Origin of the sequence: Vibrio sp. Evd11 (genome assembly GCF_900382755.1) — a bacterium.
GTDB classification, from domain to species: Bacteria; Pseudomonadota; Gammaproteobacteria; order Enterobacterales; family Vibrionaceae; genus Vibrio; species Vibrio lentus.
The window spans coordinates 17,634-40,563 of sequence record NZ_OSDX01000015.1 but is presented as its reverse complement, the minus strand read 5'-3'; the positions used below and the strand labels follow the sequence as shown (position 1 = coordinate 40,563).

Here is a 22,930-nt window from a genome sequence, read left to right as displayed (position 1 = left end):
AGCCAAATGGCAGACCCAATGTCTACAAGTAATGTTTTAAATCGCTACCTATTTGAAGACCTATCAGTACGTGGTGAATTGGTACAAATGGACGAAGCGTACCAACAGATTATTTCTAGCAAGGAATACCCAGCGCCAGTACAAAAGCTGTTGGGTGAGCTACTGGTTTCAACGACGCTACTAACGGCGACTCTAAAGTTTGAAGGCTCTATCACGATGCAACTGCAAGGTGATGGCCCAGTATCTCTCGCTGTTATTAATGGCGATAACGATCAGAAGATCCGTGGTGTTGCTCGCTTTGACGGTGACATTGCTGACGACGCAGGCCTGCACGACCTGATGGGTAAAGGCCACCTAGTGATCACTATCGATCCTAAAAAAGGTGAGCGTTACCAAGGCATCGTTGGTCTTGAAGGTGACACGCTTGCTGAAGTACTTGAAGGTTACTTCGCAAACTCTGAACAGCTAAAGACTCGTCTATGGCTGCGCACGGGTGAACATGAAGGGAAAGCACACGCTGCTGGTATGCTTCTGCAGGTTATGCCTGACGGTACTGGTACGCCAGATGACTTCGAACACCTAGAGCAGTTAACTGACACCGTAAAAAATGAAGAGTTGTTCTCTCTAGAAGCGAACGACCTGTTGTACCGTCTATACAACCAAGAGAAGGTTCAGGTATTTACCCCACAACCGGTTGAGTTCTTCTGTGGTTGTTCTCGTCAACGTAGTGGTGCCGCTATCATTACTGTGGCTCAAGAAGAGATCTACGACATCATCAGCACTGAAGGAAGTGTGGCTCTTCACTGCGATTACTGTGGCACAAACTACTCGTTTGACAAGAACGACGTTGACGCACTGTACGCAGAAGCAGCAGATAAAGGCGACAATACGGTTCATTAATTTACAGCGTACCAAAAACACGTAATTTACCCTACAAAGGTCAGCACTCAGCTGGCCTTTTTTGTGATCAAAATAGCGCAAAGCCCGTAACATCTCGTAATAAAATCACCGCTTAATTTTAATCAATTAATAATGTTCTCGCCCCTAGCGCAAAGGTTTGCGTACAGGATAGACTAGTTAGGCCAATATGTGACGAGACGCTTAAAACCCCAAGATTAATATGGATACTTTTTGAGCTGTATCCCTGTTTCCCCAGAGTCTCGTTGCTAGCATGGTGAGCAGATAACAATAAAAAATTAATACAAAATCCCTACAAAATATCCTACAAGGAGCACCTATGACCGTTATGGAACATACTAAGGCTGCACAAATTGATCTAACTAAGCACGGACTGACTGGCGTTACTGAAGTTCTTCGTAATCCTAGCTACGAGCAGTTATTCGTTGAAGAGACACTGCCAGGTTTGGAAGGCTACGAAAAAGGCGTAGTAACGGAACTAGGCTCTGTTGCGGTTGACACTGGTATCTTTACTGGCCGCTCACCAAAAGATAAGTACATTGTTAAAGATGACACTACGCGCGATACCATGTGGTGGTCAGATCAAGGCAAAAATGACAACAAACCGATTACAACTGAAGTATGGAGTGAGCTGAAAGAGCTTGTGACAACTCAGCTATCTGGCAAGCGCCTGTTTGTCATCGACGGTTATTGTGGTGCTAACCCAGATACGCGTTTAAGTGTGCGTATTATCACTGAAGTAGCGTGGCAAGCGCACTTCGTTAAGAACATGTTCATTCGTCCAACTGATGAAGAGCTAGCAACGTTCGAACCTGATTTCGTGGTAATGAACGGTGCTAAAACAACTAACCCTAACTGGGAAAAGCAGGGTCTAAACTCTGAAAACTTCGTTGCTTTCAACCTAACAGAGCGCGTTCAAATCATCGGTGGTACTTGGTACGGCGGTGAGATGAAGAAAGGCATGTTCGCAATGATGAACTACCTACTTCCTCTGCAAGGCATTGCTTCAATGCACTGTAGTGCTAACGTCGGTGAAGAAGGCGATGTAGCGATATTCTTCGGTCTATCAGGCACAGGTAAAACAACCCTATCAACGGATCCTAAACGTGAGCTAATCGGTGATGATGAGCACGGTTGGGATGACGATGGTATCTTCAACTTTGAAGGCGGTTGTTACGCGAAAACCATTCGTCTATCTAAAGAAGCAGAACCAGAAATCTACAATGCAATCCGTCGTGATGCACTGTTAGAAAACGTAACGGTTCGTGGTGATGGCTCTATCGATTTTGATGACGGTTCAAAAACAGAGAACACTCGTGTTTCTTACCCGATTCACCACATCGACAACATCGTTAAGCCTGTATCAAAAGCCGGTCATGCACAAAAGGTTATCTTCCTAACGGCTGATGCATTCGGTGTACTACCACCCGTTTCTAAACTGACTCCAGAGCAAACGAAGTACCACTTCCTATCTGGCTTCACTGCGAAACTAGCGGGCACTGAGCGTGGTATTACTGAACCAACACCAACGTTCTCTGCAGCATTTGGTGCGGCATTCTTAACTCTTCACCCAACTCAGTACGCTGAAGTACTTGTGAAGCGTATGGAAGCAGCTGGCGCTGAAGCTTATTTAGTGAACACAGGTTGGAATGGCACAGGCAAACGTATCTCAATCCAAGATACTCGTGGCATCATCGACGCTATCCTAGATGGCTCAATCGACCAAGCTGAGACTAAGGTTATCCCTATGTTTAACCTAGAAGTACCGCTAGCGTTGCACGATGTTGACCCAGCGATTCTTGACCCACGCGACACGTACACTGACCCACTACAATGGGAAAGCAAAGCGAAAGATCTAGCAGAACGCTTCATCAACAACTTTGATAAGTACACAGACAACGCTGAAGGTAAGTCACTGGTTGCCGCTGGTCCTCAACTGGACTAATCCAACCATCTGCTCGGGCTTAGCCAAAAGCGAACGCCCAATTTAAAATGATATTTTTGTAGCAAGCCCCTCTTTTGAGGGGCTTTTTTGTTGATGCTTGACCCTTTTTGTTCCACTCTGTTTTGAGACGATTGAAATTTAAGGCTTTCAGGGAATGAAAAAGGTATTCATGGTGTTCGGCATTGTGTTGGCTATTGCCGTTGCAACTATCGCAGCGTTGCTATTAAGCCTGCAGACCCAATACCGTGCGGATGTTGCTAACTTTTTTATCAAACATGCGATTGAACAACCTGTGCTCATTGAAGATGTTGAGTATCAGGCGCCTTATCACATCACCTTAATGGGCATTACCCAAAGCCAATCTGAAAAACAACCACCTCTGTATATCGACAAGATCGATATCTGGTTCAGCCCAGACTCTGTTCTTGAAGCTAAGCTAGTGTTGGACTCTGTATTGATCAGTGGCCTGCAGTTAGAAGCCGACGATCTGGACACTCTCACATCAGTGCTTACCCAACCAAACCTCAAGCTACGTCAGCTGGCGATCAATAATCTAGATTTTTCGACCGCGGACTTTAATGCACGAGGCATCGACCTCCAGATTTCAGATCCAACATGGGACGACAGCAACTCACTACTACCCTATGGCAAAACCCAACTCTCAGCCTCGCAGCTGTATTGGCAAGGCGAAGCGTTTGATAACCTGTTGATTGACCTAGACCTTAAACCGAGTGACAGCACCCTATATGGCGCTTCATTTGACTGGCGTGGCGCCAAAATTTCCGGACAAGCAGAGCAATATAAACATGATTGGTCATTAGTGAATATTACCATCGACGGCCTGCGACTCAACGAGATACAGACCCAAAGCCTCTTGAGCAAAAAATGGGATGGAGCAGGTATTCAGATAAACCACATCAACAGTTTAGATATCTTGCGCAGCGATGTTGAATGGAAAAGTGGCCACTTAGCTGGCTTCGATGCTTCATTAGAAAATGTTCAGTTACCGTTTCAGCTGTGGCAGCAACAACAAGCCACCTTTTCCCTACAAGCAGAAGGCGTCACCATCGATGATGACTTGTTTGTCGACCCGAGTATTCAGTTAAACCTTCAACCGGAACAGATCCTGATTGAGGATTTCTATACGCAATGGCGACAAGGCAGTATCCAAATGAACGGGACGGTAACACCAAGCTCAGTTGAACTCGCACAACTTGATGTTCAGGGCATAAAATGGATTACTGAAAGCCAAGGTGAAAACCTACCGGCCACTCGTTTAATCCCTTGGCTTACACAGCTACAGCAAGCCTCTATTCATCGACTAAACATAGAGCGTAGCCAACTCATCCAACTCGCAAAAAAACCTTACTGGCAGGTCTCAGGGCTTCATGTCGAGGGGCATCAGGTTCAACTGCTGCAAGATAGAAAGCTAGGCTTGTGGCAAGGCAAGTTAATGGCCAGCGCCAATGATGCCAGCTACCAAAATATTCTCAGCGCTCAGCCTGTAGTTGAAATGAATAGCGAGCAAGGAAAATGGACGCTGACACGCCTATTTGCACCATTAAAGAATGGCTATATTGAAGCGAATGCTACTCTCGACTTTAACCAAATCAGCAAGCCGTGGAGTATAGATATCTCTGCCGATGGCTTGCCTATCTCGCCAATATTGCAACAACTGGAATTACCGCTTGATGCAACCGGTTATGGTGAATTCGAACTTCAAGCCGCAGGTTTATACGGCGACTCGCTGATGCTCGGCTACTCAACGACTGGCCAACTCACAGGCAGCGTTCGCCAAGGCGTGATGACCTTCAACGACAAACTTTCTGAAACATCGACTGATAACGTGTTTGAGATCCCAGAGCTCAATGCCAGTTTTGACCGCGGACGTTTCACACTCGAACCAATGCACATTATTGGTGCATCGGCTACAGAAGAAGGTTCGCAAAGGGTTCAAACGTTAAATGGTGAAGTTTCTGGAGAACTCGACTTGCTCAAAACCGAGCAACACACTCTCTCTATTTCCCTTTCCGACCCATGCCACCAAATCTCAGGAAAGCTTGACCAAATTGAATATTCTGAGATTAATGACTGCCAACAAAAAAGCGCCACTCCACAGGAGTAGCGCTTTTAATCAATATCTTACCAAATCAACCGAGTGCTAGATGTGGGCTATTCGCTCACATTAGAATCTGTCGAGAGTATCTTTTTATAATCAGGGATCAGCATATAGGTTCCTGTAAACTCAACCGCTTCCACATCGCCACTGTTAATGGTCACATGAATGATGATACGAGCCTTTCTGCCAGACGCGAGGCGATCTAAATCTCCACTGATCCCATCCAATGACGTGGATGCAACTGGATTTTGCTCAACCGGATGACGGTAACGAATATTGCTATCTGCCAACACGATATCACCCGTCAGGCCACGCTCTTTCATCAATAACCAAGTCATACCCCAACCGGTTAAGGTCGCTAAAGTAAAGGCAGAGCCTGCAAACATGGTGTTGTGAGGGTTCAGATTAGGATTCAGCTGAGCGCTACACTCAAATTGGTAACCTGTGTATTGGTTTATCTTGATGCCCATCTTGTCACTGATCGGGATCTGGTGTTCCCAGCGTTGCTGAAGTTCGTTACACCATTCAGGCTTACGCAATACATCAGCCATTGGGTCAAGTTGCTTAACCATCTGTTGGTGACGCACAGGGCCGCGTTGGTCGTTAATCTCACCACGACGCTCAAAGTCATTCTTCTCGTAGAATGAGATCGCATCTTCACGTGCATTACACACCAAGCGCTTTGCGCCCTCTTGACGAGCCAATGACTCAAGCGCGACTAGAATCAACGAACCCATACCTTTACTACGGCGAGAGTTCTTTACCGCCATGTAACGGATCTGACCTTCTAGATCAGGAGTGATATACAGACGACCAATCGCCATCGGATGACCTCGACCATCAACAATCATGCGATGGTGACTCATTGGATCATATTCATCGCGCTCTGAACCTACCGGCATTCGCCAAGGTTCACGGAGCATCTGCCAACGAAAATGGTAATACTTATTTAACTGATTTTCGGTGGTTGGGGTTATGAGTTTAAACATGCTTATTCCTTTAAGCCTAAACCTGCAGCCAGAATGTCACTGGGCCATCATTAACCAAAGACACTTTCATGTCGGCTGCGAATCGACCACGTTCCGTTGGCAACACTGATTCACATTGGTCTGAGAAATAGTTGTAAAGACGCTCAGCATCTTCAGGGTGAGCACCACGAGAAAAGCCCGCTCGCGTGCCTTTCTTGGTATCGGCTGGCAGAGTGAATTGAGACACCACTAATACCTTACCTTCTACCTGCTTCACGTTGAGGTTCATTTTATCGTCCTCATCTCCAAAGACACGATAAGTGGTCACTCGTTCCATCAAACGTTTGGCTTTGGCTTCGTCATCACCTTTTTCTACACCTAACAGAACCAATAAGCCTTGCTCAATCTCACCCACTACTTCGCCATCAACACGGACGGCAGCTTCACTTACTCTCTGGATCAGTGCTATCACTGTTGTTTCCTTGCTCTGTAATTTTGTCGTTATCCGTTGAGTGTACCATTTCTTGCGGGTCACTCCACTGTTCGTGCTCACCAAGAGCAGCGGTCACCTCGGCACCCACCAGCACGATCAACCAACACAAATACACCCAGACAAAAAGAATCGGAATCGCCGCTAATGCGCCATAAATCAACTGATAAGAAGGGAATTGCGTAATGTAGGCTGCAAAACCTTTCTTACTGAGTTCGAACAGCAGAGCCGCAACCAGGGAACCCGCAGCTGCATGAGAAAAGTGTATCTTTTTGTTGGGAACCAGCAGGTACAAACCGAAGAACGCAAAGAAAGAGAGAATCAAAGGAAGTTTGCGAATCACGGTATTAAAGGCGCCAGAGACAACTTCGTTTTGTAGCAAGCTTAAGGATGTCACATAAGAGGTAGCAGCAATACTCGCACCGACCAAAATAGGTCCAAGCGTTAACACCATCCAGTACATAGAGAAAGACAACACTGCACGACGCTTCTCATTAACACGCCAGATGTAGTTTAGGTTCTTATCGATATTGGAGATCAACATCAGCGCTGCAATGAATAAAAACACACTACCGACCGCCGTCATCTTACCGGTATTGGCAACGAACTCTAACAAAGCGCCGTGCACCGCATCCCCTGACGCTGGAACAAAGTTGGTAATGACGAAGTTTTGAATCACGATACCGACATCAGCAAAGATGGAGAATGACGACAAGATAGAGAGCAGAACCGTCAACATCGGTACGATCGAGAGCAAGGTAATGTACGCCAAATAGCCCGCATTCACGTTGACTCTATCGTGCGTCATTCGCGCCAAAAGATAGCGAGAAAACTGAATACTGAGTGTAGCGACCTTTTTTATCTTCAACTTGTAACTCCCTTGTAACTCGTTCATAGTCCTAATTAATATTCCGTTGTATTAATCACAGTAAGTAAATGTTCAAAAATAGCGTAGGAAAAAGGCTTGAGAACAAGGCAGAGTTTTTTGATAAGTAGTTATTCTACAATCAAAAATTCTAACGCCGTTATCGAGCATTTTAACAAGCTAGGTTGAGCGGTTATTTACTACGATTGATATTATTTAACTATAGGAAACTAGGATGCCTTATTTAATAGTTATAGTCCTCTCTATTTTTACTCTTACTGGATGCCAGTCAGCTTATTACTCCGCTATGGAGCAAGTGGGCTACCACAAACGCGACATTATGGTCGACAGAGTAGAAGACGCGAAGGAGTCGCAGCAGGATGCTCAGGAAGAGTTTACCAGCGCACTTGAAGCCTTGAGTAGCCTGACTAACTTCAGTGGTGGCGACCTTGAAGACATGTACAACAAGATTAATGATAAATACCAAGACAGTGAGAAAGCCGCACAAAATGTCAGTGACCGCATTGCTGCGATTGAAGATGTGTCCGATGCGCTATTTGAAGAGTGGCAGGGTGAGTTAGATCTCTACACCAGTGATTCACTGCGTCGATCAAGTGAGAAAAAGCTGCGTGAAACCAAATCGTCTTACCAAACCATGCTGTCAGCGATGAAAAGAGCTGAGAAGAAAATGGACCCGGTACTCAACACTCTTCGCGACAACACGCTTTATCTCAAGCACAACCTCAATGCGAGTGCCGTTGGTTCATTGCAGGGAGAGTTTATGAGCTTAGAAAAAGACATCGCCTACGCGATAGAACAGATGAATGCGGCGATAGCAGAATCGGATAAGTTCTTAGCTCAACTGAACCAGAAGTAGCGCTTCAGAGATACAACACCATGCAGCCTATCATTATTACTGGCGGTCCCGGAGCCGGAAAAACAACGCTGATTAACGCCTTGGGTGACATGGGTTACCCAACCTTCGCTGAATCCTCTCGCCAGTTGATAGAACAGCAGAGCCAACTTGAGAACGGTATCTTACCTTGGTTAGATCTTCCGGGCTTTGCTCGCCTGTGTCTCACTATCATGAATGAGCAAAAGGAACAGGCAAATCAGCATCCGGTTGCGTTTCTTGACCGTGCGATTCCAGATATCTGTGGTTACTTAGCTCAGGCGAACCTTGAGGTTGATGATAACTACCGAGAAGCGAGTCAAGGCTATCACTCTCAAGTCCTATTCTGCCGCCCTGAAGCTTCTATCTATGTTCAAGATGAAGTGCGCCCTTATCCGTTTGAAGAAGCACTAGAGATTCACCACGCGTTAGTCAGAGTCTACCAAGAGCTTAGCTATGAGGTTGTTGAAGTGCCGTTTTTGCCAGTCGATGAACGGGCTCTATTTGTTAAAAGCCTCCTCGGTATCAAAAGCTAGATCCCCAACTCGGTCGTTCCTCCCTCTTGAGGATGACGAATACTTGAACGCTCTTCGTATCTCGTTTACTCGAATCTAAGCAAACTTCCGTCATTCCCTACAGTAAAGAACGAGCATGATAGGGAATCTCTTGGATGCCTTAAAAGAAAGATTCTGGAACAACGATTCGATGCATTGATATGGAACACGCTCTTCGAATCACGCATCTCGTTTACCCGTATCTACTCCAACACCACATAAAACAAAAGCCCCGAGCAGCTAGACTACTCGGGGCTTTCTTATCTACTTAGCTAGAAGCTAGTCAGCTGGCAATTAAGCCTTAGCTGGACGTGCTGCACGCTTACGTTCGTTTTCAGTAAGAAGTTTCTTACGGATACGTACGTTAAGTGGCGTTACTTCTACTAGTTCATCTTCATCGATAAACTCAAGAGCTTGCTCTAGAGTGTGCTTGATCGGTGGAGAAAGAACTTGTGCTTCATCAGTACCAGATGCACGAACGTTCGTTAGTTGCTTACCTTTTAGACAGTTTACTGTCAGGTCGTTTGAACGGTTGTGAATACCGATTACTTGACCTTCATAAACTTCATCAGCGTGCTCTGTGAATAGACGACCACGAGCCTGAAGGAAGAATAGAGCGTAAGTAAGAGCTTTACCCGTTGCGTTCGAGATTAGAACACCGTTGTTACGCTGACCAATGATACCGCCTTTGTAAGGACCGTAATGATCGAACGAGTGGTAAATAAGACCAGAACCAGACGTCATTGTAAGGAATTCAGTTTGGAAACCGATAAGACCACGAGAAGGCATCATGAAGTCCATGCGAACACGGCCTTTACCATCTGGTGCCATATCTGTTAGCTCACCCTTACGTAAACCGATGCTTTCCATGATCGCACCTTGGTGCTCTTCAACTACATCGATAGTAACCGTTTCGAACGGTTCCATCTTCTGACCATCTTCTTCTTTGATGATTACTTCTGGACGAGATACTGCTAGCTCGAAACCTTCACGACGCATGTTTTCGATCAGGATAGAAAGGTGAAGCTCACCACGGCCTGATACGCGGAAACGGTCTGGACTTTCAGTTTCTTCAACACGTAGTGCAACGTTATGAACCAATTCTTTTTCAAGACGCTCAAGGATGTTACGTGAAGTTACAAACTTACCTTCTTTACCCGCGAACGGAGAAGTGTTTACTTGGAAAGTCATTGTTACTGTTGGTTCATCAACAGACAGTGGTTCCATTGCTTCAACATTGTTTACGTCACAGATAGTGTCTGAAATTTTCAGCTCACCAAGACCAGTGATTGCAATGATGTCGCCAGCGTTAGCTTGTTCTACTTCGTGACGCTCAAGACCTAGGTAACCAAGTACAGTACCTACTTTACCGTTACGTTTCTTGCCTTCAGCATTCACGATAGTTACTTGTTGGTTTGGCTTAACCGAACCACGAGTAACACGAGCAACACCGATAACACCTACGTAAGAGCTGTAATCAAGTTGCGAAATTTGCATTTGTAGTGGACCGTCAAGGTCAACTGCAGGCGCTTCTACTGTATCAACAACAGCTTGGAACAGTGGTTCCATGTCTGTGCCAACTGCGCCTTCTTCCATTGTTGCCCAACCGTTTAGAGCTGAAGCGTAAACAACAGTAAAGTCTAGTTGCTCATCAGTAGCACCTAGGTTGTCGAAAAGGTCGAATACTTGATCCATAACCCAATCAGGACGAGCACCAGGACGGTCAATCTTGTTGATAACAACGATTGGCTTAAGGCCGTGTGCGAATGCTTTTTGCGTTACGAAACGAGTTTGAGGCATTGGGCCGTCAACTGCATCTACGATCAGAAGAACTGAATCAACCATAGACATGATACGCTCAACTTCACCGCCGAAGTCCGCGTGTCCCGGAGTATCTACGATGTTGATGCGGTAATCATTCCAGTTGATTGCTGTGTTCTTAGCAAGGATTGTAATGCCACGCTCTTTTTCGATGTCATTCGAATCCATGACACGCTCTTCAGCTTCACCACGAGACTCAAGAGTGCCTGACTGTTGTAGCAGTTTATCAACCAAAGTCGTTTTACCGTGGTCAACGTGCGCGATGATCGCGATATTTCTTAACTTATCAATCTGTGGAGTAGACATGGATTCTCGATTCACTCATAAAAGGTAGCCGTCAATTATCTCAATTGTTTGGATAATAACCGCTAGCTTGATTTAAAAAACGGTCAATAATATACCAGATTTTAGAAAAAAACCCAGAAATATGTGATCTGAACCAAGGCTTTTTTCTCTATTAGCGATTCATATTCGCTTAACATCGATTCAATACAGTATAGAACAGCTAAATTCGTACGATTTTTAAAATCATTGCGCGCTAACTTCGAGCCAAATCTACCCCGAAAAAGAAAAGTGGATTGACAACGTACTCAATTCGTTGCTGAATGGTATTCGTTTGTGATTCATCATATTGGTGCACATCAAGCGCATTGCACCAACACAGTGCAGGCAGAGATCATTTTGGTGCAAAACTCAAAGATAAACGCAAACAAAAACGACTAAGCAATTGAAATTAATGGAATAATTTTTTTGGCACGCTTTTGGCTATAGATAAATCAGCATCGATTAATGCACATACAGACATTAATCAATGCTGGTTTCAACCGAATCGAGCTAATACCGAATTAATAACACTGGAGGTTATCCAAGATGTCAGTAGAAAATGTACTATCCCTGATCCAAGAGAACGAAGTTAAATTTATCGACTTACGTTTTACTGATACAAAAGGTAAAGAGCAGCATATCTCTATTCCTTCTCACCAAGTTGACGCTGACTTCTTTGAAGAAGGTAAAATGTTCGACGGCTCTTCAGTAGCAGGTTGGAAAGGCATTAACGAATCTGACATGGTAATGATGCCTGACGCATCATCTGCAGTTCTTGACCCATTCACAGAAGACGCAACGCTAAACATCCGTTGTGACATTCTTGAGCCTGCAACAATGCAAGGCTACGACCGTGACCCTCGCTCAATCGCTAAACGTTCTGAAGAATACCTACGCTCTACTGGTATCGCAGATACAGTTCTAGTCGGTCCTGAGCCAGAATTCTTCCTATTTGATGATGTTAAATTCTCAAATGACATGTCTGGTTCTTTCTTCAAGATTGATGACGTAGAAGCAGCTTGGAACACAGGTTCTGACATCGAAGGCGGTAACAAAGGTCACCGTCCTGGCGTTAAAGGCGGTTACTTCCCAGTAGCTCCTGTAGATTCTTCTCAAGACATCCGTTCTGCAATGTGTCTAGTAATGGAAGAGATGGGTCTAGTTGTTGAAGCTCACCACCACGAAGTAGCAACTGCGGGTCAAAACGAAATCGCAACTCGCTTCAACACGCTAACAACAAAAGCGGATGAGACTCAAATCTACAAGTACGTTGTACACAACGTTGCTCACGCATTTGGTAAAACAGCGACATTCATGCCTAAACCACTAGTTGGTGATAACGGTTCTGGTATGCACGTTCACCAATCTCTAGCAAAAGACGGCGTTAACCTGTTTGCTGGTGATAAGTACGGCGGCCTATCTGAAATGGCGCTTTACTACATCGGTGGTGTAATCAAACACGCTCGTGCAATCAACGCATTTGCTAACCCATCAACAAACTCGTACAAGCGTCTTGTACCTGGCTTTGAAGCTCCGGTAATGCTTGCTTACTCAGCACGTAACCGTTCTGCTTCTATCCGTATCCCAGTAGTACCAAGCCCGAAAGCACGTCGTATCGAGCTACGTTTTGGTGACCCAGCAGCTAACCCATACCTATGCTACTCAGCAATGCTGATGGCTGGCCTTGACGGTATCAAGAACAAGATCCACCCAGGCGAAGCTATGGATAAAGATCTATACGACCTTCCTGCAGAAGAAGCGGCTGAAATCCCAACAGTTGCAGAATCTCTAGAAGTAGCGCTTAAAGCTCTAGACGCCGATCGTGAGTTCCTAACAGCTGGCGGCGTATTCTCTGACGACTTCATTGATTCTTACATCACACTGAAATCTGACGATGTACAACGCGTGAACATGGCAACACACCCACTTGAGTTTGAACTGTACTACTCAGTTTAATTTTTAGTCGGTCTTCTTACTGCAATAAGTAAGAAACTCTAGAAAAATATTAGGCTCGCCTCGCAGGTGGGCCTTTTTTCTATTCTCCCTACCTCTCCTTCCTCGTACCATATTCGATACCAATCGTAGTAAATAACTGCTCACCCTAGCTTGTTAAAACACTCGATAACGTCGTTAGAATTTTTGATTGTAGAATAACTACTTATCGAAACTATTTTTTGCCGAGCAGGGCTGCCTCGTTCTCAAGCCTTTTTCCTGCGCTATTTGTGAACATTAACTTACTGTGATTGGTATTAAACAAAAGCCCTCAGAGGCTGTTGCTATAAATACAGTAAAATCAATAACAAAACCAACGCCAAACGTGAAAACACCTAACGGTGGAAAGAGGCTAACGATATGAAAAACATACTGTTCCTAATCGGGTTAACAGTCGCATTCTCGTGCTCTGCTCAAACGGTATATACCTGGGTAGACGAAGATGGCGTACTCCACTTTAGTGATACCCCAACCGATCAAGGTGCTAAATCTCTTCGCCTGCCTGATGTACAAGCGTCAGCGCCAGCCCCTAAATTTGAGGCCTCAACGCCTGTTGACGCTGCAGCATCAACTACAACTAAAACGCCAGCTAAAGCTAAAGCAAAAACCACGGAACGCGAGGCACCAGCTCAGCTAACACTTACCATGCTGACTCCCATTCATGATCAAACCATCCGCAACAACCGTGGATTAATCCCCATTCAAATCGAGCTCAACCGCAAGCTAGGCATTGGTGAGCAGTTGCAATTAATGCTCGATGGCCGCCGTTATGGTGCTCCACAAACCCAGCCAACTTGGGAATTGAAAGGCATCGATCGAGGTACTCACACCATTGCAATTCAAGCACATAGAAGCGGCAAGCTTATTGCATCTACTAGTCCAGTCACCGTGTATTTACATCGAGCGACGCTCAAGTAGGCCAATGTGTTAAAATAGACTGAATTACCTCTACTTTTCACCTAATCGAAGCAGCTTTCAGCGACTCTGATGAATTATCTTTAGCTTCTGGTTGATATGCGCCATACTTGAACTTAGCTACGCACCAATTTGGTGCAGTGAGAAAAACACCAGTTCAAGGACGAAATAGTGAATCGATCAGCCCAAAGCGACAGCATAGATACACATCATCTTTCCAACGCCATTCTCGACAATATGGTGACCGCGACCTTGATGCTCGATGAGCAATTGTTCGTGCGATACGCCAACCCTGCGGCTGAACAACTCTTCTCTCAAAGCGCGAGACGCATCGTCGATCACCCACTAAGCCAGTTAATTCAACATGCTTCCCTCGACTTAGCACTTCTAACTCAGCCTCTACAAAGTGGCCAAAGCATCACAGACAGCGACGTTACCTTTGTTGTCGACAACCGCCCACTAATGTTAGAAGTCACCGTAAGCCCTATCTCATGGCAGCGTGAAACCTTGTTACTAGTGGAGATGCGCAAGATAGACCAGCAAAGACGACTTAGCCAAGAGCTTAACCAACACGCACAACAACAAGCGGCGAAGCTACTGGTACGCGGGTTGGCCCATGAAATCAAAAATCCATTAGGTGGTTTAAGAGGAGCGGCGCAACTGCTTGGAAAAATGTTGCCCGATCAGTCCCTCAATGAATACACACAGATCATTATTGAACAAGCCGATCGCTTGAGAGCCTTGGTCGACCGCCTTCTTGGTCCACAAAAACCAGGCAAAAAAACCGAAGAGAACCTTCATCAAATTTTAGAAAAAGTTCGACAGTTAGTAGAGCTTGAAGCGGGCTCAACACTCGCCATAGAAAGAGATTACGACCCTAGCCTGCCGGCGATAATGATGGATTCAGCTCAAGTTGAACAAGCCATGCTAAACATCGTGAGTAACGCTGCACAGATTTTGAAGGCGCAAGAGTCCGGTAAAATCACCATCCGCACCAGAACGGTGCATCAAGCCAATATTCATGGCAAGCGACACAAGCTCGCGGCTCGCATTGAGATCAGCGATAACGGTCCGGGCATCCCGGATGAGTTAAAAGATACCCTCTTTTACCCAATGGTGAGTGGGCGCGAGGGTGGCACTGGCTTAGGGCTATCGATATCTCAAAACCTGATCGATCAGCACAACGGAAAAATAGACGTTGAAAGCTGGCCAGGTAATACCACATTCACGATTTATTTGCCGATATAAGCAAACCGTTGATTCCCACAGGAAACAACGTCTCATCGGCAACAACGAATACCGAACAATAAAAACAACAATGATTATCACAATAGATTTGGCTGCAAAGGAATTGAATTATGAGTAAGGGATACGTTTGGGTCGTCGATGACGACAGTTCTATACGCTGGGTCGTAGAAAAGACGCTGTCATCTGCGGATATTAAGTGCGAAACATTTGCTGACGCAGAGAGCGTGCTGCTGGCGCTTGAACGCGAAACGCCAGACGTATTGGTGTCGGACATTCGCATGCCTGGCATTGACGGAATTGAGCTGTTGCATCAGGTTCATCAACGCTCTCCCGACCTACCCGTGATCATTATGACCGCGCACTCAGACCTTGACGCAGCGGTGAATGCTTATCAGAAAGGGGCTTTTGAGTATCTGCCTAAGCCGTTTGATATTGATGAAACACTGACCCTAGTAGAACGAGCCATCGCACACAGCCAAGAACAGAAGCGTGAACAAGCCAGCGAAGTTGCCGAAGAGACCAACGCACCCGAAATTATCGGTGAAGCACCCGCGATGCAGGAAGTTTTCCGCGCTATTGGTCGTCTATCTCGTTCATCTATTTCTGTTCTGATTAATGGAGAGTCCGGTACGGGTAAAGAGTTAGTCGCGCACGCTTTGCACCGCCACAGCCCGAGAGCAAAGAAGCCATTCATTGCCCTCAACATGGCAGCAATCCCTAAAGACTTGATCGAATCCGAACTGTTTGGCCACGAGAAAGGCGCCTTTACCGGAGCCAACAGTGTTCGCCAAGGGCGCTTTGAACAAGCCAACGGCGGCACGCTGTTTTTGGATGAGATTGGTGATATGCCACTTGATATTCAAACCCGCTTGCTACGTGTCTTGTCGGACGGCCAATTTTACCGAGTGGGCGGTCACTCTGCAGTTAAGGTTGATGTACGTATCGTCGCGGCAACCCACCAAGATTTAGAAAGACTGGTGCATGAAGGGGGTTTCCGTGAAGACCTTTTCCATCGACTGAATGTGATTCGAATCCATATTCCTGCGCTGCGTGAACGTAAGCAAGATATTGAGAAACTGACTCATCACTTCTTAGCCTCTGCCGCCGAAGAGCTCGGTGTCGAAGTAAAAACACTCCACCCAGAGACGATCCTAAAACTCAATCAACTGAATTGGCCAGGTAACGTACGTCAGCTGGAAAATATTTGTCGTTGGCTCACTGTAATGGCCAGCGGTAGTGAAATATTACCTTCGGATCTTCCTCCTGAATTATTGGAAGAGAAAGTGGTGACCACTTCAGGCACCGGAGATAACTGGCAGCAGCTGCTGGCTAATTGGGCAAAGTGTGCGCTTGATTCAGGAGAAAAGGAGCTGCTAACTTATGCTCTGCCAGAGTTTGAACGTATACTGCTAGAGGCTGCACTCAACCATACCAATGGTCATAAACAGGATGCAGCCAAGGTTTTAGGCTGGGGAAGAAACACCCTAACCCGTAAACTCAAAGAACTGTACTGACCTGATATGACTTTCGATGCAGCTACTTTTTAACCAAAAAAAGGGTCGCTTGGTTTGAATAGTGTCGGTACAATTAAGGTATGCCATTCACTAAAGTTGTAGCTAGAGATGTCTTTGAAAGCACAAATTACATTAAGAACCGCAGTGGTTCTGCCATTCGTGATGATTTTTCTGTTCACTATGGGCGTAATGATTTTCACTCAAAAACAAAGCTACAAAGAGATGGTGAGTGATATTAGTGCACGTCAACTAGCATCACTCACTGACAATGTTCATAAAAGCCTAGCCGATTTTTTAGAAAAGCCGTTTCACGCCAACCTCTCTCTCAGCCATAACATTGGCTACCACCACCTCTACCAAGCTGGAAACCTCAGCAAAGTTCAAGATTACATTCTTTATAAGTTTTCCGATCACTTCACCGTAGTACCGCAACTTGATGTGATTGGTTTTGGTTCTGAAGACGGGAATTATGTGGGGTTTCGTAAAGAAGCAAACGATGGTTATACCTTGATGGTGCAGGATGACCGCACCCAAGATCAGCTGGTTATCTACCGTGGCAGCAAGATAAGTGAAGACATTCGCTCCGTCATCTCAGAGTATGACCCGCGAGTGCGCCCTTGGTATACGCCAGTTGTTAATCAGAAAAAAGCCGTGTGGTCGCCCATTTACGCCAATGCCGATGAACGCCAAGAGATCACCCTGTCAGCACTTGCGCCTATTTATGATAACGACGAATTTAAAGCGGTCATTGTCAGCGATATTAAGATCAATACCTTCAACGCATTCTTGAGAGATTTGAAAAATAATACCGATGCCTCTGTCTACATCATCGATCAGCAACAACGTTTAGTTGCTCACTCAGAAGGCGGCAGCGTCGTGTCTTGGGGAACAGGTAAAACCCACAAGGGCCAACGTCTCCTCGCAACAGAAAGTTCTAATCCAGTCATACAAAAGAGTGCCAGTTACGTTGACCAGTTTCACTTGGTTAAAAACATGGCCGTTCAACGTTTCAGTTTTAATCTCGATGACCAACGATACTTCAACCAGCTCACACCTTTTGAAGATGGGCATGGCATCACTTGGTTTATTGGCATGTCGATCCCTGAGTCTAACCTGCTCGGTGAACTACCAGAAAATCAAAGAAACAGCTGGCTACTTGGGCTCGCGCTCAGCTGTATTGGCATCATCGCAGGGCTGATTGCCTTTAATCGCGTAATTCGACCGATAACCTCAACCGCCGACGCTGCAAAACGCCTAGCCAATGGCAATTGGAATAACAGCATGCCGAAACCGGGTAATATCTACGAAACCAGCATGCTAGTAGCAGCCTTCAATGAGATGGCCAACAACTTAAAGGCCTCTTTCCAGCAATTACAATCTCAGCTTACCTATGACTCACTAACCAAATTGTATAGCCGAGAAGGCTTTATTGATGCTGCAAAGAAAAACACCGAAACAGTGGAAGGAACGCTTTACTTAGTTGGTATCGATCGCTTCCGCGATATCAATGACAGTCTAGGCCATTACAATGGTGACCAACTGCTGATCATCGCAGCCGCTCGACTGCGCGGCATTCTGCCAACGGAGTACTTGTTGGCTCGTACTGGTGGCGATGAGTTCGCGATCTACGCACCCAATGTAACTCAAGACGACGACGTTCAGCTGCTTGCTAACCGACTACTCCAAACCTTTGCTTCGCCATTTTCCATGGAATCAGAAAACGTGGTGGTTAAGGTATCGATTGGTGTCGTTCACGTATCAAATGACCAAGACGTTACCTTATGGCTTCGCAACAGCAGCATTGCACTGAGCAATGCCAAGCAAGATAAAGCGCGTGTCAGCATCTACAGTCCAGAAATGGGTAAGGCCTCTAGACACCGAACCAAGATGCTAGCCCGCCTCAACAAAGCGATCGAACTGCAACAATTCGAACCCTTTTACCAACCTATTATCGACCTAGAGTCAGGCTCAACAATCGGCGCTGAAGCCCTAGCCCGCTGGATCACTGATGAAGGCATTATCTCACCGTTGGAATTCATTCCACTCGCGGAAGAAACAGGGCTCATCTACGATATTGGTCAGCAAATTCTGCATAAGTCTTGTCGAGATACCGCCATCGCGATCGAATCAGGGAAATGGAGCGAAGACTTCTCTATTCACGTTAACTTGTCTGTCGACCAACTGAGTGAAAGCGGATTCATTGACTTGGTTAAAAACACGCTGCGTGATACCAAGTTACCCGCCCAAAACCTGACATTGGAGATCACGGAGTCACGCATCGTCGACAATGACCCAACCATCATCGATAACATGCTGACACTCAAATCGCTGGGAATTTCGATTGCGATTGATGACTTTGGGACCGGTTATTCATCGCTTGCCTACCTACAGAAGCTGCCATTTGATTGTCTTAAAATTGATCGAAGCTTCGTCTGTAAGCTCGAACAAGAAAGCTTAGACAGCTCAATCGTTGCGGCTATCGTCAACATAACTAAAGGCTTTAAGGTGAACTTGGTTGCGGAAGGCGTGGAAACTCAGCAGCAGGCTGATTTGCTCAAACAACTGCAATGCCCACTGGCACAAGGCTTCTTATACAGCCGTCCTGTTCCATTTGAGCAGTGGCCAACCGATCTCATCAATGTTCAAAAGAATGCCAACGCTCAACAAAATACCAAAATTAAACAAAGCATCAAAGAGAGCGCTACCTAGCCAGGTTGAAGACAGTCTTAGGGTAGCAATACACAGATACAAAAATGCCAGCATGATGCTGGCATTTTTTATGCTTCTATTATCAATCGAGCGATTAGATCACGCGAGAGAACTGCTGTTGGCGAGCCTTGGCACGTAGGTATTTATCGAAACACATACAGATATTACGAATCAATAGACGACCACGTAGAGTCACGCGGATTTCTTTGTCGTCAACTTCAACCAACTCATCGTTGATGAAGGTTTGCAGCAGCCCTAGGTCTTCTTTGAAGTAACGATTAAAGTTAACCGAGAACTCAGATTCAATCATCGTTTTATCAAGCTTGAAGTTACAGATAAGCTGCTTGATCACTTCACGACGTAGAAGGTCGTCACTGTCTAGAGCAACACCTTTCCAAAGAGCATGGCGCAGGTCGTTAACTTGTGCGTAGTACTTCTTCAGCTCTTTCTGGTTTTGCGCGTAAGCATCACCGACCATTGAGATTGCCGAAACACCAAAGCCAATTAAGTCAGCTTCACCTTGGGTCGTGTAGCCTTGGAAGTTACGATGCAGAATACCTTCACGCTGTGCGACGGCTAGCTCGTCTTCAGGTAAAGCAAAGTGATCCATACCAATGAACTGGTAGCCCGCGCCCGTTAAAGTCTCAATGGTATCTTGTAGGATAGCCATCTTCTCTTTCGGCTCAGGTAGGTCTTCATCTTTAATCTTACGCTGCGCAGCAAACAGTTGCGGCATGTGTGCGTAATTAAATACCGATAAACGACCCGGTTTCATCTCTAGCACTTGCTTCAATGTTTCAGCAAATAACGCTTGAGTCTGCTTTGGTAGGCCGTAGATCAAGTCTAGGTTGGTTGAACGGAAGCCTAGTTCTTTGGCACGCTGAACCATCGCGATGATGAACTCTTCATCTTGCTCACGGTTAACCAGCTTTTGTACTTCTTTGTTGAAGTCTTGAACACCAATGCTCAGGCGGTTGAAGCCTTCACTACGCAGGTGATCAAGCACATCTAATTCGATTTCACGTGGGTCAACTTCGATACTGATTTCAGCATCAGCCGTAAAGTTAAACTCGTCACGTAGGATCAGCATCAAACGGGTAATTTGAGCTTTAGTTAAGAATGTTGGTGTACCACCACCGAAGTGAAGTTGAGTCACTTCGCGGCCATTCAATAAAGAAGCACGCTGACGAATCTCATGTTCGATCACATCCAAGTACTCATCGGCTTTATGCGAATGACGAGTAATGACCTTGTTACAACCACAGTAGTAACAAAGCTTGTGACAGAATGGGATATGTACGTAAAGAGAGAGAGGACGCTCTGGGTACTGAGTACACGCCATGTCGTAATCAGCGACGGTAAACGCTTCATGAAACTCCAACGCGGTTGGGTATGAAGTGTAACGAGGTCCCGAATAGTTATACTTGTTTAAGATTTCTTGATCCCAAACGATTTGCTGATTCGTTGTTACTGGCTTGCTCGACATAGCGGTAATTCCAATTTAGATCCGCGAGAACCTAAGGTCTCTCAAATCATTTTACATACATTAAAATATAGACGGGTTATTTTGCCACACGACTTGTAAGGACGTTTCAAGACAAAATCTTTTTTTCAGATAAAAACTCAGAACTGCTAGCTTGATCACTAACAATGCACCGAAATAAAAAGGTGCAAAAGGTAAGAAGGCTCATTTAACACTATCTATAAAGATAAGGTGCATTAAGAACAGCGCGTCTTAAGAACACCATGTATTAAACAAGCCTCTATATTAAAAGTCTCAGCGACTAGATCATCTGAATATTGATTTGATTGTTGAGAGGCTTAACCTTCTCCTGCAACCTTTTCAAATCTTCGATAACCGCATCATTCAAGCGAGTCTCCGCCTTATGGCGTGTGAGATTCTGCTGCATGCGTTCTTTCTTGGTCAGTTCCTGTCTTCCGTCTCCGCGCGCCATATCTTTAACGATATGGTACAGCTCAGAAAGAGCAGGATATTCAGAATCAAAATCGACACGCTCATCACCCTGAACATTATCCATAATGATACACACTCGGATACTGATCTCAGGCAAATCACACTGGCCTTGAATACCCGCTAAACACAAAGTATTTACGTTGTCGTAAATCGTTGCGTTACGTTTTTCAATGGCAAGTGCTTGATGCTGCTTTTGCAACTCCGTCTGCTTCTTCACTTGAAGTAGAAGGTAACCTGCATAAGAGCCCAAGCCGAGAATGATAATTCCACCAGCAATTGCTAATAAGGTTACATTCATTTCGTCTTAACCTTTAAAGCTGTCTAAATCGATATCTTCGAATTGAGACAACAAGTCTTCGTCAGAGCTTGCTTTCTTCTTAGCGACAACAGGCGCTTCTTCGAAGATCTCTTCTTCATCGTCTTCTGGCTCTAGCAGACCTAGACGGCCCATTAGGTGTTCGATACGATCAAGTTTCTCATCAACGAACTTCTGTAGACCAGCACCTAGGTTTTCACCATTTTCGATACGATCTAACAATGTGTTCAGTTGAGCATCATTCTCAAGCATCTCTAACTCTTGTTCGTTAGATAGCTTACGCTCTTGTTTCGTCGGCTTCTTAGCAGGTTCAACAATCAGCGGAATTTTTTTCTTGCTGCCTAAACGAGGGTCACGATCTTGTGCAGCTTTACGCTGTCTCGCTTCGCTACCATCTGAGTGACGGCTGCCAGATTTAAGACCTTTGCGCTTTTTAACACGCTTGCGTTCACGACCTTCAACATCAGATTCACTACGGTTTCTTGTTACCATAGGTTCAGGAGCGCCAAGTGCTCCCGGCTTTCTTGATTTCTTACTACGACCCATTACTGCACTTTCCTCAGTAAAATTACATCACTTCCAAAAAATTCTAGTTCGAGCTTATCCCGCTCGGCCAAAAACTGGAATGTTTGACGACTAAAGAAGACGACATGTGTCGGGTCATTCTTATAGTGCCAACCAGCAAACGCATCTACGTCTATTACTAGCTTAGTCATGAGACCAATCCAGCCCTTGGGTTTAACTAAATTCAACCATTGCTGCCACACTTTGTCTGGGTGATAAAGGTGCTCTATCACTTCGGTAGCAGTCATAAAGTCATACGTTTTCTCCAACACAGAAGTCTCTGGATGGTAATAAATATCGTACAACTCCATGGTGTGTCCGGCTTCTTCTAACATAATAGATAGCGTAGGGCCTGGGCCACAACCAAAATCCAACCCTTGTGAGTTAGATGAAATTTTGTCTGTTAAGGGATCCGCGATGCGAGATAAAAAGCGGCGGTAGCCCGCATCACTAGGATCGTTCTCATGGAGATCATAGTGTGCTTTTTCTTCTTTTGCTTCTAACCTTTGTTCAGGTTTAACAAATACCAGTTCACATTGCTGACATTGTAGATACGCTCTACGTTTGTCTTCAAAATAGTGATTCACGCCTTGGTGATGGCATAAGGGACAAGTATACATGGCACATCCTTAAACAGGGATGCGAAACATACCAGAAACTGAGTTTATAGTGGAGGGGTATTGGGTGTTTTTTCATCAAATCAATAAAAAAAGCGATAGGAAAACCTATTGCTCTCTAAATCTGCATATATCGGCCAAAATTTGTATACTCAACTTGGTACACAAATCTCCATTTGTTATT

18 protein-coding genes are annotated in these 22,930 nt (G+C 45.4%); 10 read left to right on the top strand and 8 right to left on the bottom strand.

Annotated features, from left to right (window positions below):
• Nucleotides 1-6 precede the first annotated feature (6 nt).
• From hslO to ED652_RS08915, 3 genes are all read left to right on the top strand, one after another.
• A complete protein-coding gene (gene hslO, locus ED652_RS08925) occupies nucleotides 7-900 on the top strand; it encodes an Hsp33 family molecular chaperone HslO (protein ID WP_017109213.1) in 894 nt (297 codons plus the stop codon).
• 337 nt (nucleotides 901-1,237) lie between these two features.
• Nucleotides 1,238-2,863, top strand: a complete 1,626-nt coding sequence (gene pckA, locus ED652_RS08920; RefSeq protein WP_065679099.1) for a phosphoenolpyruvate carboxykinase (ATP) — start codon at nucleotides 1,238-1,240, stop codon at nucleotides 2,861-2,863.
• Between the two features lie 169 nt (nucleotides 2,864-3,032).
• Nucleotides 3,033-4,988, top strand: a complete 1,956-nt coding sequence (locus tag ED652_RS08915) for an AsmA family protein (protein ID WP_174214626.1) — start codon at nucleotides 3,033-3,035, stop codon at nucleotides 4,986-4,988.
• Between the two features lie 47 nt (nucleotides 4,989-5,035).
• Here the strand turns inward: ED652_RS08915 and ED652_RS08910 are convergent, their stop codons facing one another.
• Genes ED652_RS08910 through ED652_RS08900 form a run of 3 tightly spaced genes read right to left on the bottom strand, consistent with a single transcriptional unit; the run spans nucleotide 5,036 to nucleotide 7,335 of the window.
• A complete protein-coding gene (locus ED652_RS08910; protein WP_122054413.1) occupies nucleotides 5,036-5,971 on the bottom strand; it encodes a bifunctional GNAT family N-acetyltransferase/hotdog fold thioesterase in 936 nt (311 codons plus the stop codon).
• A gap of 16 nt (nucleotides 5,972-5,987) precedes the next feature.
• Nucleotides 5,988-6,422, bottom strand: coding sequence for a D-aminoacyl-tRNA deacylase (gene dtd / locus ED652_RS08905; RefSeq protein ID WP_004735590.1), 435 nt, complete (start codon nucleotides 6,420-6,422; stop codon nucleotides 5,988-5,990).
• Entirely contained in the window at nucleotides 6,394-7,335 is a 942-nt protein-coding gene (locus ED652_RS08900) for a virulence factor BrkB family protein (protein WP_017109217.1), read from the bottom strand. Before ED652_RS08900 ends, dtd begins: the two co-directional genes overlap by 29 nt.
• A 205-nt stretch (nucleotides 7,336-7,540) precedes the next feature.
• Between ED652_RS08900 and ED652_RS08895 the strand changes: the two genes are divergently transcribed.
• Both ED652_RS08895 and ED652_RS08890 read left to right on the top strand, forming a co-directional pair.
• Nucleotides 7,541-8,182 carry a DUF2959 domain-containing protein gene (locus ED652_RS08895; protein WP_017107901.1) on the top strand — a complete coding sequence of 214 codons (642 nt, stop codon included), beginning with the start codon at nucleotides 7,541-7,543 and terminating at the stop codon, nucleotides 8,180-8,182.
• A gap of 20 nt (nucleotides 8,183-8,202) precedes the next feature.
• The gene (locus ED652_RS08890; protein ID WP_122054411.1) at nucleotides 8,203-8,733 is read left to right on the top strand and encodes an AAA family ATPase; all 531 of its coding nucleotides are present in this window, start codon (nucleotides 8,203-8,205) and stop codon (nucleotides 8,731-8,733) included.
• Between the two features lie 312 nt (nucleotides 8,734-9,045).
• Here ED652_RS08890 and typA read toward each other — a convergent pair whose 3' ends face one another.
• Nucleotides 9,046-10,878 (bottom strand): translational GTPase TypA, encoded by a 1,833-nt coding sequence (gene typA / locus ED652_RS08885; RefSeq protein ID WP_017107903.1) that lies wholly within the window; start codon nucleotides 10,876-10,878, stop codon nucleotides 9,046-9,048.
• A 564-nt stretch (nucleotides 10,879-11,442) separates the two neighbouring features.
• Here typA and glnA point away from each other — a divergent pair.
• The 5 genes from glnA to ED652_RS08855 all read left to right on the top strand — a co-directional run bounded on the left by glnA (nucleotide 11,443) and on the right by ED652_RS08855 (nucleotide 19,274).
• Nucleotides 11,443-12,852, top strand: a complete 1,410-nt coding sequence (gene glnA / locus ED652_RS08875) for a glutamate--ammonia ligase (RefSeq protein ID WP_017107904.1) — start codon at nucleotides 11,443-11,445, stop codon at nucleotides 12,850-12,852.
• A 396-nt stretch (nucleotides 12,853-13,248) separates the two neighbouring features.
• Nucleotides 13,249-13,806 carry a DUF4124 domain-containing protein gene (locus ED652_RS08870; protein WP_122054410.1) on the top strand — a complete coding sequence of 186 codons (558 nt, stop codon included), beginning with the start codon at nucleotides 13,249-13,251 and terminating at the stop codon, nucleotides 13,804-13,806.
• Nucleotides 13,807-13,974: 168 nt separating this feature from the next.
• On the top strand, nucleotides 13,975-15,051 hold the full coding sequence (gene glnL, locus ED652_RS08865) for a nitrogen regulation protein NR(II) (RefSeq protein ID WP_017109220.1): 1,077 nt from the start codon (nucleotides 13,975-13,977) through the stop codon (nucleotides 15,049-15,051).
• Between the two features lie 110 nt (nucleotides 15,052-15,161).
• Nucleotides 15,162-16,565: a nitrogen regulation protein NR(I) gene (glnG, locus tag ED652_RS08860; RefSeq protein WP_017107907.1), complete on the top strand. Its 1,404-nt coding sequence runs from the start codon at nucleotides 15,162-15,164 to the stop codon at nucleotides 16,563-16,565.
• Nucleotides 16,566-16,673: 108 nt separating this feature from the next.
• The gene (locus ED652_RS08855; RefSeq protein WP_122054408.1) at nucleotides 16,674-19,274 is read left to right on the top strand and encodes an EAL domain-containing protein; all 2,601 of its coding nucleotides are present in this window, start codon (nucleotides 16,674-16,676) and stop codon (nucleotides 19,272-19,274) included.
• A 94-nt stretch (nucleotides 19,275-19,368) separates the two neighbouring features.
• Here ED652_RS08855 and hemN read toward each other — a convergent pair whose 3' ends face one another.
• The 4 genes from hemN to ED652_RS08835 all read right to left on the bottom strand — a co-directional run bounded on the left by hemN (nucleotide 19,369) and on the right by ED652_RS08835 (nucleotide 22,749).
• Nucleotides 19,369-20,760 carry an oxygen-independent coproporphyrinogen III oxidase gene (gene hemN, locus ED652_RS08850; RefSeq protein WP_017107908.1) on the bottom strand — a complete coding sequence of 464 codons (1,392 nt, stop codon included), beginning with the start codon at nucleotides 20,758-20,760 and terminating at the stop codon, nucleotides 19,369-19,371.
• A 298-nt stretch (nucleotides 20,761-21,058) separates the two neighbouring features.
• Complete coding sequence (locus ED652_RS08845; RefSeq protein ID WP_004735578.1) at nucleotides 21,059-21,547, bottom strand: DUF2489 domain-containing protein; 489 nt, start codon at nucleotides 21,545-21,547, stop codon at nucleotides 21,059-21,061.
• Between the two features lie 6 nt (nucleotides 21,548-21,553).
• Complete coding sequence (gene yihI / locus ED652_RS08840) at nucleotides 21,554-22,111, bottom strand: Der GTPase-activating protein YihI (RefSeq protein ID WP_102294600.1); 558 nt, start codon at nucleotides 22,109-22,111, stop codon at nucleotides 21,554-21,556.
• Nucleotides 22,111-22,749, bottom strand: coding sequence for a class I SAM-dependent methyltransferase (locus ED652_RS08835; RefSeq protein WP_017107910.1), 639 nt, complete (start codon nucleotides 22,747-22,749; stop codon nucleotides 22,111-22,113). The genes yihI and ED652_RS08835 overlap by 1 nt, the downstream gene beginning before the upstream one ends.
• Nucleotides 22,750-22,930: the final 181 nt, after the last annotated feature.

What these genes read in the sequence shown, in the direction of transcription:
- hslO (WP_017109213.1), top strand. Translation starts at nt 7, where the DNA reads ATGGCAGACCCAATGTCTACAAGTAATGTTTTAAATCGCTACCTATTT.
- pckA (WP_065679099.1), top strand. Translation starts at nt 1,238, where the DNA reads ATGACCGTTATGGAACATACTAAGGCTGCACAAATTGATCTAACTAAG.
- ED652_RS08915 (WP_174214626.1), top strand. Translation starts at nt 3,033, where the DNA reads ATGGTGTTCGGCATTGTGTTGGCTATTGCCGTTGCAACTATCGCAGCG.
- ED652_RS08910 (WP_122054413.1), bottom strand. Translation starts at nt 5,971, where the DNA reads ATGTTTAAACTCATAACCCCAACCACCGAAAATCAGTTAAATAAGTAT.
- ED652_RS08900 (WP_017109217.1), bottom strand. Translation starts at nt 7,335, where the DNA reads ATGAACGAGTTACAAGGGAGTTACAAGTTGAAGATAAAAAAGGTCGCT.
- ED652_RS08895 (WP_017107901.1), top strand. Translation starts at nt 7,541, where the DNA reads ATGCCTTATTTAATAGTTATAGTCCTCTCTATTTTTACTCTTACTGGA.
- ED652_RS08890 (WP_122054411.1), top strand. Translation starts at nt 8,203, where the DNA reads ATGCAGCCTATCATTATTACTGGCGGTCCCGGAGCCGGAAAAACAACG.
- typA (WP_017107903.1), bottom strand. Translation starts at nt 10,878, where the DNA reads ATGTCTACTCCACAGATTGATAAGTTAAGAAATATCGCGATCATCGCG.
- glnA (WP_017107904.1), top strand. Translation starts at nt 11,443, where the DNA reads ATGTCAGTAGAAAATGTACTATCCCTGATCCAAGAGAACGAAGTTAAA.
- ED652_RS08870 (WP_122054410.1), top strand. Translation starts at nt 13,249, where the DNA reads ATGAAAAACATACTGTTCCTAATCGGGTTAACAGTCGCATTCTCGTGC.
- glnG (WP_017107907.1), top strand. Translation starts at nt 15,162, where the DNA reads ATGAGTAAGGGATACGTTTGGGTCGTCGATGACGACAGTTCTATACGC.
- ED652_RS08855 (WP_122054408.1), top strand. Translation starts at nt 16,674, where the DNA reads ATGTCTTTGAAAGCACAAATTACATTAAGAACCGCAGTGGTTCTGCCA.
- hemN (WP_017107908.1), bottom strand. Translation starts at nt 20,760, where the DNA reads ATGTCGAGCAAGCCAGTAACAACGAATCAGCAAATCGTTTGGGATCAA.
- ED652_RS08845 (WP_004735578.1), bottom strand. Translation starts at nt 21,547, where the DNA reads ATGAATGTAACCTTATTAGCAATTGCTGGTGGAATTATCATTCTCGGC.
- yihI (WP_102294600.1), bottom strand. Translation starts at nt 22,111, where the DNA reads ATGGGTCGTAGTAAGAAATCAAGAAAGCCGGGAGCACTTGGCGCTCCT.
- ED652_RS08835 (WP_017107910.1), bottom strand. Translation starts at nt 22,749, where the DNA reads ATGTATACTTGTCCCTTATGCCATCACCAAGGCGTGAATCACTATTTT.